This window comes from Salmonella bongori NCTC 12419 (assembly GCF_000252995.1).
GTDB classification, from domain to species: Bacteria; Pseudomonadota; Gammaproteobacteria; order Enterobacterales; family Enterobacteriaceae; genus Salmonella; species Salmonella bongori.
Window position 1 is genome coordinate 4,081,503 of sequence record NC_015761.1, and the last position, 11,682, is coordinate 4,093,184.

General features: G+C 50.6%; 12 protein-coding genes. 10 read left to right on the forward strand and 2 right to left on the reverse strand.

Features of this window, described 5'->3' with window-relative positions; genetic code table 11:
* Window positions 1–9 precede the first annotated feature (9 nt).
* Entirely contained in the window at window positions 10–882 is an 873-nt protein-coding gene (ubiA, locus tag SBG_RS19265) for a 4-hydroxybenzoate octaprenyltransferase (RefSeq protein ID WP_000455242.1), read from the forward strand.
* 110 nt (window positions 883–992) lie between these two features.
* Here the strand turns inward: ubiA and plsB are convergent, their stop codons facing one another.
* Complete coding sequence (gene plsB / locus SBG_RS19270; RefSeq protein ID WP_000017370.1) at window positions 993–3,413, reverse strand: glycerol-3-phosphate 1-O-acyltransferase PlsB; 2,421 nt, start codon at window positions 3,411–3,413, stop codon at window positions 993–995.
* Window positions 3,414–3,583: 170 nt separating this feature from the next.
* Here plsB and SBG_RS19275 point away from each other — a divergent pair, with 170 nt between their 5' ends.
* From SBG_RS19275 to SBG_RS19295, 5 genes are all read left to right on the forward strand, one after another.
* The gene (locus SBG_RS19275) at window positions 3,584–3,952 is read left to right on the forward strand and encodes a diacylglycerol kinase (RefSeq protein WP_000002901.1); all 369 of its coding nucleotides are present in this window, start codon (window positions 3,584–3,586) and stop codon (window positions 3,950–3,952) included.
* 108 nt (window positions 3,953–4,060) lie between these two features.
* Window positions 4,061–4,669: a transcriptional repressor LexA gene (gene lexA / locus SBG_RS19280; RefSeq protein ID WP_000646081.1), complete on the forward strand. Its 609-nt coding sequence runs from the start codon at window positions 4,061–4,063 to the stop codon at window positions 4,667–4,669.
* A 180-nt stretch (window positions 4,670–4,849) separates the two neighbouring features.
* Window positions 4,850–6,175, forward strand: a complete 1,326-nt coding sequence (dinF, locus tag SBG_RS19285; protein WP_001115783.1) for an MATE family efflux transporter DinF — start codon at window positions 4,850–4,852, stop codon at window positions 6,173–6,175.
* Complete coding sequence (locus tag SBG_RS19290; protein ID WP_077909632.1) at window positions 6,172–6,285, forward strand: hypothetical protein; 114 nt, start codon at window positions 6,172–6,174, stop codon at window positions 6,283–6,285. Before dinF ends, SBG_RS19290 begins: the two co-directional genes overlap by 4 nt.
* 21 nt (window positions 6,286–6,306) lie before the next feature.
* Window positions 6,307–6,516, forward strand: coding sequence for a CsbD family protein (locus tag SBG_RS19295; RefSeq protein ID WP_001030592.1), 210 nt, complete (start codon window positions 6,307–6,309; stop codon window positions 6,514–6,516).
* A gap of 98 nt (window positions 6,517–6,614) precedes the next feature.
* Here the strand turns inward: SBG_RS19295 and zur are convergent, their stop codons facing one another.
* A complete protein-coding gene (gene zur / locus SBG_RS19300) occupies window positions 6,615–7,130 on the reverse strand; it encodes a zinc uptake transcriptional repressor Zur (RefSeq protein WP_000416084.1) in 516 nt (171 codons plus the stop codon).
* 246 nt (window positions 7,131–7,376) lie between these two features.
* Between zur and traF the strand changes: the two genes are divergently transcribed.
* From traF to pspG, 4 genes are all read left to right on the forward strand, one after another.
* Window positions 7,377–8,687: a conjugal transfer protein TraF gene (gene traF, locus SBG_RS19305; RefSeq protein WP_001038996.1), complete on the forward strand. Its 1,311-nt coding sequence runs from the start codon at window positions 7,377–7,379 to the stop codon at window positions 8,685–8,687.
* A gap of 461 nt (window positions 8,688–9,148) precedes the next feature.
* Window positions 9,149–10,033 (forward strand): hypothetical protein, encoded by an 885-nt coding sequence (locus SBG_RS19310; RefSeq protein WP_000977503.1) that lies wholly within the window; start codon window positions 9,149–9,151, stop codon window positions 10,031–10,033.
* Between the two features lie 201 nt (window positions 10,034–10,234).
* On the forward strand, window positions 10,235–11,254 hold the full coding sequence (gene dusA / locus SBG_RS19315; protein ID WP_042917183.1) for a tRNA dihydrouridine(20/20a) synthase DusA: 1,020 nt from the start codon (window positions 10,235–10,237) through the stop codon (window positions 11,252–11,254).
* 168 nt (window positions 11,255–11,422) lie between these two features.
* Window positions 11,423–11,665 carry an envelope stress response protein PspG gene (gene pspG, locus SBG_RS19320; RefSeq protein WP_000891390.1) on the forward strand — a complete coding sequence of 81 codons (243 nt, stop codon included), beginning with the start codon at window positions 11,423–11,425 and terminating at the stop codon, window positions 11,663–11,665.
* Window positions 11,666–11,682: the final 17 nt, after the last annotated feature.

Consider the following 11,682-nt stretch of genomic DNA (forward strand, 5'->3'; position numbering starts at 1 on the left):
AAGATAAAAATGGAGTGGAGTCTGACGCAGAGTAAGCTGCTGGCGTTTCACCGTTTGATGCGTACAGATAAGCCTATTGGCGCGTTGCTGCTGCTCTGGCCGACGCTTTGGGCGCTGTGGGTGGCAACGCCGGGTATGCCTCAACTGTGGATTTTAGCGGTTTTTGTCGCCGGCGTATGGTTAATGCGCGCGGCGGGCTGCGTGGTGAACGACTATGCCGATCGCAAGTTTGACGGTCATGTAAAACGTACCGCCAACCGACCCTTACCCAGCGGCGCCGTGACAGAGAAAGAAGCGCGTAATTTGTTTATCGTGCTGGTGCTGCTTGCGTTTCTGCTGGTGCTGACGTTGAACACTATGACGATCCTGCTCTCCGTAGCAGCACTGGCGCTGGCCTGGGTTTATCCCTTTATGAAACGTTATACCCACCTGCCGCAGGTGGTGCTGGGCGCCGCCTTTGGCTGGTCAATCCCCATGGCATTCGCCGCAGTGAGCGAATCAACACCGCTGAGTTGCTGGTTGATGTTCCTCGCCAATATTCTCTGGGCCGTCGCCTACGACACACAATATGCGATGGTCGACAGAGATGACGATATCAAGATTGGCATTAAATCGACGGCGATTCTGTTTGGCCGTTATGACAAACTGATTATCGGGATTTTACAGCTTGGCGTACTGGCGTTAATGGCCCTGATCGGCGGGTTGAATGGTCTGGGAGGGGGATATTACTGGTCTGTGCTGGTGGCAGGAGCGTTGTTTGCATACCAGCAAAAACTGATTGCGAGCCGGGAGCGCGAAGCTTGCTTCAAAGCCTTTATGAACAATAACTATGTTGGCCTGGTGCTGTTTTTAGGGCTGGCGATGAGTTACTGGCACTTCTGATGTCATGCCGGGTGGCGGCGACGCCTTACCCGGCCTACAAACCCAAAATTTTCAATACGTCATATCAGTCGCCCGATAAGCCTGCGCTATCGGGCATTTCCGGCGTTGGCTTATTCGCCCTGCGTCGCGCTCTCAATAGTCAGGCGTACATCGGAGGTAATCAGATCGGCAAGCATCTGATATATCTTCATCGTTTCTGCCGGTTCGGCATCGCCCGTATCGCTGATATAGCCCTCATCCCGTAGCGTCAGCACTAACGAACTGAACACCGCCTTGTCGAAAAACTCCGGCGCGTTAATACCGTGCAGGACTGACAGACGTTGCGCCACGGTACGGCTTTCTTTCTCCAGCGTACTGCGGTTGATGGACGGATTGGCGCTCAACAGCCAGAACGTAATGGCATAACGCTGTAGCGTTTCGCGTGCGCCCGCCGCCAGCAGTTGCAGCGTACGTGAATGCGCCGGGTTGATATGCAGTTCGTCGTCCTGCACAGTAATCAGCCCCTGACGCTGCATTTCACTGGCCAGCGCGTCAATCACCGCGGCTAACTCCTCGCGCTCCCAGCGCAGGAACAACTCCGCTTTTAACATCGGATAGAGCGCTTCAACATGCTGCTGTAGCGCATCACGCGAAATGCGGCGATGCTGGGTGATAATCGCCGCCATCAGCGAAGGCATAATCAACATATGCGCAATGTTGTTGCGATAATAGGTCATCAACACTGCCTGCTCGCGTGGCAGAATGATGATATCGCCAATGGTGTCTTTCTCAACCTCAAACTTATTCATCTGCAACGCATGATCAATGAGTTCGCCCGCGCTGGCGGCAGGAACGGTCGAGTCCGTGGAGTAAGGCACATTGCGCATCAGATCGAGATAACAATTTAGCTGCTCGGTGAGCTGTTCGCGGGTGAGCGAACGCTGGCGCGATGCCAGTAGCGCGGTACAGCACAGGTTCATCGCGTTTGCTGCGCCAGCGTTGTTAATACGTACCATCAGTTCAGCAGCGATACCGTTTACCGTCGGCGTTAGCCAGGCGGGACGGATGGCCTCTATAGGGTCAATAGATTCACGCCATTCCGGTACATGCTGATTCAGGTACGTCATGAGCGGCATCGGTTCGCCAAAGTTAACGTAGCCCTGACCCAGATTGCGCAGTTTGCTCAGACCGCGCAGCATCTGCGGCAGACTCTCTTTCTCTTTTGTCGCGCCGCGCAATTCTTTGGCGTACGTTCCCACCTCCATCACGTGTTCGTAGCCGATATAAATAGGCACTAACGTAATTGGGCGGGTACCGCCGCGCAGCATCGCCTGGATGGTCATCGACAGCGTGCCGGTTTTCGGATCGAGCAAACGTCCGGTACGCGAACGCCCCCCTTCCACAAAATATTCTACAGAATATCCACGGCTGAATAACTCGCCCAGATATTCGCGAAAGACGGTGGAATAGAGTTTATTGCCCTTGAAAGTACGGCGAATAAAGAACGCGCCAAGACGGCGGAAAATCGGCCCGGCTGGCCAGAAATTAAGGTTGATACCGGCGGCAATGTGCGGCGGAACCAGCCCCTGATGGTACAACACATACGAGAGAAGCAAATAGTCCATGTGGCTGCGATGACAGGGCACATAAACGATTTCATGCCCGTCGTGCGCCAGTTGGCGTACGCGCTCGGCGTTATGAACGTTAATCCCCTGGTAAAGCCGATTCCAGGTAAAGCCCAGAATTCTGTCGGTCAAACGAATCATCTCGTAAGAGAAGTTCGCGGCGATCTCCTCCATCAGTGCAATGGCGTTTTGCTGCGCTTTTTCGTGAGAAATTTTCTTACTGCGCGCCTCATCTTCCACCGCGCGAGCGATAGCTTTCGACGCCAGCAGTTTGTTAAACAGGTCCTGACGGGCGGGCAGGCGAGGGCCAACTGCCGCCAGGCGCTGACGGGCGAAGTGCATACGCGCTACACGCGCCAGTTTCTGGGCGATGATTTTATCGGTACCGTGTTCATCAGCCATGCGACGCAACGAGACGGAGGGCGAGAATCGGACAAAGCTATCGCGCCCCAGCCAGGAGATGGCAAAAAATTTCTGTACGCCGTTCAACATACGTAAAGGCGGGTTCACTTCCCCCTTTTCACGACCCGGTGCGCGGCCAAACATCACGGAAACGGGCACCATCTGTAAATCCAAAGCCGGATTACTGCGATGCAGATCGAGATAGTCGTGAAAAAGCTTCACCGACTCTTCTTTTGGCGTGTAATACGTAAAAACACGCGGCCCGCCATGGATAAATACATAGCGAGGCAGTAGCGCGCCGTCGATCTCCAGCGGCTCCAGCGGATCAGGAAGATCGTGCGCCAGACATTGGGCGCGCAGCGTCAGTAAGTCCGCTTTTGAGTTGTATGGCAAGACATACATAATGGGACGAGAAGTATCGAGTCCCAATTCCTGAGCGGGTTCCGCCGGAATAGACTTGCTTTTTACCAGTACGCTTAATGGTAAATTCAGTAATTTGTAGTAAATTCGTGGCCAGCCGGACATAAACGATGTAAAGCCTCTGGTTAATAATGCAAATGCGCTGCAAGGATATCAGAAAGTTTAGCGAATTTCTGTTGTATCCCGTCATACTTCGCGCTCTATAACGGCAGCCCGAATCGTGCAGGGCGGCCGTATAATGTCATTGACGTTAATAATGTAAAAAGGTTCTTTTGATGGCCAATAATACCACTGGATTCACCAGAATTATCAAAGCGGCAGGGTATTCCTGGAAAGGATTTCGCGCCGCATGGACTCACGAAGCCGCGTTTCGCCAGGAAAGCCTGGCGGTATTGCTGGGCGTCATTATTGCCTGTTGGCTGGATGTGGATGCCATTACCCGCGTGTTATTGATAGGTTCCCTGGTACTTATCATGATCGTTGAAATCCTCAACAGTGCGATAGAAGCCGTCGTTGACCGCATCGGTTCTGACTATCACGAACTTTCCGGGCGGGCGAAAGATATGGGGTCGGCTGCGGTGCTGCTGTCTATTTTCGTTGCCCTGATGACCTGGGGCATTCTGTTATGGTCACATTTTCGATAAAGGTTCCAAATTTTATAAATCTCTTGTTTTTTGCGCGGTTTGTGGTTCCAAAATCACCTTCAACTGTATATACTCACAGCATGACTGTATATACACCCAGGGGGCGGAATGAAAGCGTTAACGGCCAGGCAGCAAGAGGTGTTTGATCTCATTCGGGATCACATCAGCCAGACAGGTATGCCACCGACGCGTGCGGAAATCGCGCAGCGTTTGGGGTTCCGTTCCCCAAACGCGGCGGAAGAACATCTTAAAGCGTTGGCGCGCAAAGGGGTGCTTGAAATCGTTTCCGGCGCTTCTCGAGGTATCCGTCTGTTACAGGAAGAAGAAGAGGGGTTACCACTTGTTGGGCGCGTAGCGGCGGGTGAGCCACTGCTGGCGCAGCAACACATTGAAGGCCATTACCAGGTTGATCCTTCTTTGTTCAAACCCAGCGCGGATTTCCTGTTGCGCGTAAGCGGCATGTCGATGAAAGACATTGGCATTATGGATGGCGATTTACTGGCAGTACATAAAACGCAGGATGTTCGCAACGGGCAGGTGGTTGTGGCTCGCATTGATGATGAAGTCACCGTAAAACGCTTGAAAAAACAGGGTAATAAAGTAGAACTTCTGCCGGAAAACAGTGAGTTTACACCGATAGTGGTGGATTTGCGCGAACAAAGCTTCACCATTGAAGGATTGGCGGTCGGTGTCATTCGCAACGGCGAATGGCTGTAATCTCTTCTTACTCTCCTTGTATGTGCCCATCCGGCAGCCCTGCAGCCTGATGGCGCTACGCTTATCAGGCCTGCGGGAAACCGATTCCCGAGGGTGAAGGTTTTGTAGGCCGGATAAGGCGTTTATGCCGCTATGTGGTAGGGCGCATGTTTTGTTTAACTCCTTGTCAGGCCAGTCTTCATGCCGTTTTTTACCTCCTCTGATAAAGCGCTTTGGCGTCTCGCGTTGCCAATGATTTTTTCTAATATCACCGTTCCCTTGTTGGGGCTGGTTGATACGGCAGTGATTGGTCATCTGGACAGCCCGGTTTATCTGGGCGGCGTGGCGGTAGGGGCGACCGCCACCAGTTTTCTTTTCATGCTGTTGCTGTTTCTGCGAATGAGCACCACCGGGTTAACGGCCCAGGCATTTGGCGCTAAAAACCCGCGAGCCTTAGCTCGGGCATTGATTCAGCCGTTGTTGCTGGCGCTGGGCGCAGGTGTATTGATTGCGCTCTTTCGCACGCCGCTTATTGATGTAGCTTTACATATTGTTGGTGGGAACGAGGCTGTTCTGGTGCAGGCGAGACGCTTCCTTGAAATTCGTTGGTTAAGCGCTCCCGCGTCTCTGGCGAATCTGGTGCTGCTCGGTTGGTTGTTAGGCGTTCAGTATGCGCGGGCTCCTGTTATCTTGTTAGTCGTGGGAAATATCCTCAACATTGTGCTCGATCTGTGGCTGGTGATGGGGCTTCATATGAACGTGCAGGGGGCCGCTCTGGCGACGGTTATCGCAGAATATGCCACGCTACTGATCGGCTTAATGATGGTGCGTAAAGTTCTCCATCTCCGCGGTGTGTCGCTGGAGATGCTAAAACATGCATGGCGCGGTAACGTACGCCGTCTTTTGGCGCTTAATCGCGATATCATGCTGCGCTCGTTGCTCCTTCAGCTCTGTTTTGGCGCGATCACGGTGTTAGGCGCGCGGCAGGGCAGCGATATTATCGCGGTAAATGCGGTACTGATGACCCTACTTACCTTTACGGCCTATGCGCTGGACGGTTTTGCTTATGCGGTGGAAGCGCACTCTGGCCAGGCTTACGGCGCGCGTGACGGCAGCAAGTTACTGGACGTCTGGCGGGCGGCGTGTCGTCAGTCAGGGGTTGTTGCCCTGCTGTTTTCCATGGTCTATGCCCTGGCAGGCGAACATATTGTCGCGTTATTGACCTCGTTACCGCAAATACAACTGCTGGCTGATCGATACCTTATCTGGCAGGTGGTATTACCGTTAACAGGCGTATGGTGCTATCTTCTGGATGGCATGTTTATTGGCGCGACGCGCGCCGCCGAAATGCGCAATAGCATGGCGGTTGCCGCGGCGGGATTTGCGCTGACGCTACTCGCCTTGCCATTCCTGGGAAATCACGGCTTATGGCTGGCATTAACCGTTTTTCTGGCGCTTCGCGGCCTGTCACTGGCTTTTATCTGGCGTCGCCACTGGCGCGATGGTACATGGTTTGCCAGAGGGTGACGGTTAAAAATTCTGAATATAAAACCGCTGGCCGAATTCCTGTCTACAATTACTATCACGTCCAGCAGAAATTGCAGAGCATTTGGGCGAATAACACTTGCTATTCTTAACCGAATGATGAGGACAAGATGATGAATAAAGACGAAGCCGGCGGTAACTGGAAACAGTTTAAAGGTAAAATGAAAGAACAATGGGGTAAGCTGACCGATGACGATATGACCGTTATCGAAGGTAAACGTGACCAGCTGGTAGGTAAAATCCAGGAACGTTACGGTTACCAGAAAGATCAGGCGGAAAAAGAGGTTGTTGACTGGGAAACCCGTAACAACTATCGCTGGTAATGCGTTTCCCCCGCCTGGAGGACAAGGATGTGCCTCCCACTGTTTGCACAGGAATTCGGGTGGCACCCTCTTTCATTGCCGCCCGTTTTCCGTTCTGGCTAACGCGGTTTTTTCTTAATTAAAACAGAATGATCGTGACCGCACTCACCTTGGTGGCGACACGCTTCCACTTCAACACACGCCGGGCACAGACCATGCGCCTCAATCACATTATGCCGTAGCGCAAATCCCATTTTTGCTGCCAGCGTATGCATAATGTCTTCTACGCCTTCGGCACACTCTTCTTTCACCCCGCCGCAACGATCGCAAATAAACATTGCTGAGCTGTGAGTAGGTTGATCGAACAGGTGGCAGAGAACATAACTGTTGGTGGACTCCACTTTATGGACAAAACCCTGTTCAAGCAAAAAATCCAGCGCTCGGTAGATAGTGGGCGGTTTGGCCTGCGGTTCTGTTTCACGCAGCAGGTCGAGCAGATCATACGCGCTGATCGCGCCCTGTTGCAGACTCATCAGGCGCAGCACTTCGAGGCGCTGGGGCGTCAGGCGCACGTTGCGCTGCGCACAGAGTTTTTCGGCTTGCGCCAGTAACTCTTGCGTTTTGGTCTTTTCCATTTGGCACCTCGAATAGCATGAAAGTTTAATCTGCTACTTTACCACGATCTGCTTAAAACTCTGAAATTCCCCTGCCACGATATATCGCCTGCTACGCTTTCCCCGGCCAGCATTCTCATCTATACATAATGAGGATCGATATGATAACAACAGGCTTTAACGTCGCTATTTCACAGCAATAGTTCACCTCCGTCCTGCTAAGCATGGCGAAGGAGTTAATTTACCTGATAATAAGATGGGCTAACTGTGAATAAAAACCTCAAACTTTCAGTGATGACTATTGCAGCCTCGTTTTTTATGGCAAAGCAGACGAGCGCCGCCAATACCTGGGCTGAAGCGCGTAACGATGCAATGGGCGGGACGGGGGTTGCGTCTGCGCATTATGGCAGTGGCGTGTTGCTAAACCCGGCATTGCTGGCAAAAGCCAAACCGGAAGACAACATCACTGTTGTTCTTCCCGCGGTCGGCGTACAAATCACGGATAAAGATAACCTCCAGGATGAAATAAATGATATCAGCGACAAAATTAATTACTACGATCATGTGGTCGATAGCCTGACGCCAGGGCAAATTTTACTTCATCCGAGGGGGGTATTGAATCAATTTCAGGGGGCTGCGCGCGATTTGGCCGATGAACTGGAATATCTCAACGGGAAAACCGCCCGCGCCAATGCTGGCGCCGGGGTGGCAGTGAGTATTCCGGGACAAACGCTTTCCGTCGCGTTTATTGCAAAAGGTTACGCGCATGGGCGTGTGAGCTCGTCTATTGATCAGAACGATATTCAGTATCTGCGCAATATCCAGCGTAATGAAAGTATCGCGCTTCGTGAAGCAGGACGCGCGGCATTACTGGGGACTGACGAAATAACAAAACATTTAAACTCTACCGCGTCAGGACGAGTCGCGATTGTTTCTGATTATGGTATTGCGGTGGCGAAGCAATGGGTGGTAGGGGATGTGCCTGTTTCTATTGGCGTTACGCCGAAATTACAAAAAACCTGGCTCTATAACTACACCACATCAATATATCACTATGACAGCAGTGACTGGAACAGTAGTCGCTACCGTAACGACGATACCGGCTTCAACATCGATGCGGGGCTTGCCGCTGATTTTGGCGAAAACTGGACGCTGGGTCTGAGTGGGCAAAATTTGGTATCGCGCGACATTGACACGAAAGAGATTTATATCACCAATGGAATATCGGGAGAAACCACTCACTACAAAGATACGTACCAAATTCGCCCCCTGGTCACGGCGGGTATTGCGTGGCATAACGAGGTGCTGACCGTAAGCGCTGATGGCGATCTGACGGAAACGAAAGGATTTAAGAGCGAAGACAATTCCCGGTATGTTGGTGTTGGCGCTGAAGTCCGGCCGCTAGCGTGGTTGGCGGTGCGTGCAGGATATCGTGCGGATGTGAAAAATAACGATAGCAATGTGTTTACTGGTGGTCTGGGCTTTGCGCCCTATAACCGTGTACATCTCGATTTAATGGGGCTGTACGGTGAAGATGAAACCTGGGGCGCAGGCGCACAGCTTACAATGACATTCTGAGGCGTTTTCACCGGAGGCAGTACGCCTCCGGTTATACTATCGTGGCGCGTCTCTACGTGTCTCCCTTACCAAAACCGCAGGGGAGAGGGGCTACGACCCGGGCGCGATTATTGATACTGAAATATTATAAATACCTCGCGACCTATTTGATACTTATGAAATATTATCACTATTAATGAATGTAATATTTAATTTGTTATTATAAACACTATACAATGTAATAATTAATAGTATATATATTGGTATGCATAAATATAATCATCAGATTTTTCCTCTCTGCGCTGTGTAATTTTGGTCTTATATTTAGTAATGATTGGCTCATTTGGTCTCGTGGCAGCATGGTTTTTGGTAAAAAATAGAGATGATTCTTTGTGGATATTGACTAAACAGCAATGAGATGATACCAAATAAATATTGAATTAATATCACATGAGATATAGTTCACTCCATGGGAGGTTAATATGATGAAGCCTATTTCTGCCGGATGCCCTGCGATAAGAGCGGTAATACCCGGCACAACTACCACCGATGCTTCACCTGGCCTATCTAAAGATCTTGTTGGCGTAGCTAATATTGCGTATGGTACTTCCCCGTTTGGACAAAAAAGTGGGATGTTATTGGTAACAGGAGAGAAAGGCTTCAATGAATCGGTTTGCCTGAATATGCTGGGTCAGCAAATACCCAGAGTTTTTTCAGGCAAGCCTTTATATCCAAGTGTTTTTCTAACTCAAGCGGCAGTGTCCGAATTTGAAAAAGCAATTGAGAATCCTTATAAATCTATGTCGGGTGACATTGATTTGGAAAAATTCAGTAATGATCATAATTGTGGCACAGCTGTCGGTATTGTTGCACAGCAGCAAGAAAACCTCACTCTGGACGAGGTCACATTAGGGGAATTCAGAAAGGTCTATATTACCGGACATGGTGCTGCAGGCACTGATGTTTTGGCCAGTGGCGGCTCTGTGTATACGGCCAAAGAACTGGTTGATATTCTGGTTGCCCATAACATTTTAGACCAGATAAAAGATATAAGACTTGTTAGCTGTTATTCTGCAGATAAAAGAAGACCCGCCAGTTTTACCCAGGAGGATATAGAGAAGGCGAATAGACCCTCGGGGTTCTTTGAGAAAATGCTGTTAGGCGCGCGAACATCTTTTATGGAGAAGATGGCTGATGAGATTTGGCGTCGAGGCTATACTGATGTTAAGGTTTCTGGCTATCATGGCGCAGGGGTATTTTATTCTGGTGATATCCCATTTACGCATCTTCGAAGCACGACCATTCCGGCAACCCTTACTATCAGACGAGAGACGGTAAGAGAAACGCTGGAAAGCCAGATAGATTAAATCATACACTCAGCTATATTTTTTCGGCCGATAAAAAACCTATTATTAACGTGATATTTTGACAAGACTTTTACGGTGATTTTAGCCATTTCTCTATGCTATATTATGCCACTACGTTGTATTGTCATTATCAGGCTCCCATTATTTGGGGAGCCTGATAAAAAAATAGGCTTCATTGGCATAAAGCACGGTAATATTGAAATGGTAAAAACCCACCAAACCAGCACGATACCTGCAAAGACTGACAATCACTGGAATGGTCGGTTTAGCGTGGCGCCGATGCTCGACTGGACAGACAGACATTGTCGCTATTTCCTGCGATTGCTGTCTCATCAAACGCTGCTCTATACCGAGATGGTGACCACGGGCGCCATTATTCATGGCAAGGGTGACTATCTGGCTTACAGTGAAGAAGAGCATCCGGTCGCACTGCAGCTTGGCGGGAGCGATCCGGCTCAGCTTGCGCACTGTGCTAAGCTGGCGGAAGCGCGGGGATACGATGAAATTAACCTTAATGTCGGTTGTCCCTCCGATCGCGTGCAGAATGGCCTGTTTGGCGCCTGTTTGATGGGCAATGCGCAACTGGTAGCGGACAGTATTAAAGCCATGCGAGATGTTGTCTCGATCCCGGTGACGGTGAAAACCCGCATTGGTATTGACGATCAGGATAGCTACGCGTTTCTGTGCGATTTTATTAATACGGTTTCCGGTCGGGGTGAGTGCGAGACGTTTATTATTCATGCGCGCAAAGCCTGGCTTTCCGGATTAAGCCCGAAAGAGAATCGTGAGATCCCGCCGCTGGATTATCCGCGCGTGTATCAGCTAAAACGGGATTTTCCGCACCTGACCCTGTCGATTAACGGCGGCATCAAATCTCTGGCAGAGGCAAAGGAACATCTGAAATATATGGACGGCGTGATGGTAGGCCGCGAGGCTTATCAAAATCCGGGTATTTTGGCTGCGGTAGATCGGGAGATTTTTGGCGCCGATACGGCTGAGGTCGATCCGGTTGCGGTGGTCCGCGCCATGTATCCCTATATTGAGCGTGAGCTGAGCCAGGGGACATATCTGGGGCATATTACTCGCCACATGTTGGGGTTGTTCCAGGGGATTCCTGGTGCGCGGCAGTGGCGTCGTTATCTGAGCGAAAATGCCCATAAAGCTGGCGCGGATATTCGTGTACTGGAACAGGCACTGCAGCTGGTCGCAGACAAGCGTTAAAAATTCACCAATATTTAGTTAATTTCACTACGCTCCGCGTCCTGTCGCGGAGCGTTTTCTTTTATATATCAATAAAATAAATATTGGCATGGTTTTTGTAATAGCTTATCTATATCGCCCCGGTAAGCACTATGCCGCCGGGCAATTGCATCTTTATGGGGAGCAACTATGCTGGAATTACTTTTCGTCATTGGCTTTTTTCTGATGCTGATGGTTACTGGCGTGTCCTTGCTGGGCATACTGGCAGCGCTGGCTGTGGCGACCGCTGTCATGTTTCTGGGCGGGATGCTGGCGCTAATGATCAAGCTGTTACCGTGGTTACTGCTGGCGGTGGCTGTAGTGTGGGTGATCAAGGCGGTAAAAACGCCAAAAACCCCACAGTATCAGCGCAATAACCGTCGGTTTTACTAAGGTATTGAGCGGTTCGT

Coding starts and splice junctions, on each gene's coding strand:
- ubiA (WP_000455242.1), top strand. CDS start 10: ATGGAGTGGAGTCTGACGCAGAGTAAGCTGCTGGCGTTTCACCGTTTG.
- plsB (WP_000017370.1), bottom strand. CDS start 3,413: ATGTCCGGCTGGCCACGAATTTACTACAAATTACTGAATTTACCATTA.
- SBG_RS19275 (WP_000002901.1), top strand. CDS start 3,584: ATGGCCAATAATACCACTGGATTCACCAGAATTATCAAAGCGGCAGGG.
- lexA (WP_000646081.1), top strand. CDS start 4,061: ATGAAAGCGTTAACGGCCAGGCAGCAAGAGGTGTTTGATCTCATTCGG.
- dinF (WP_001115783.1), top strand. CDS start 4,850: ATGCCGTTTTTTACCTCCTCTGATAAAGCGCTTTGGCGTCTCGCGTTG.
- SBG_RS19295 (WP_001030592.1), top strand. CDS start 6,307: ATGAATAAAGACGAAGCCGGCGGTAACTGGAAACAGTTTAAAGGTAAA.
- zur (WP_000416084.1), bottom strand. CDS start 7,130: ATGGAAAAGACCAAAACGCAAGAGTTACTGGCGCAAGCCGAAAAACTC.
- SBG_RS19310 (WP_000977503.1), top strand. CDS start 9,149: ATGATGAAGCCTATTTCTGCCGGATGCCCTGCGATAAGAGCGGTAATA.
- dusA (WP_042917183.1), top strand. CDS start 10,235: ATGGTAAAAACCCACCAAACCAGCACGATACCTGCAAAGACTGACAAT.
- pspG (WP_000891390.1), top strand. CDS start 11,423: ATGCTGGAATTACTTTTCGTCATTGGCTTTTTTCTGATGCTGATGGTT.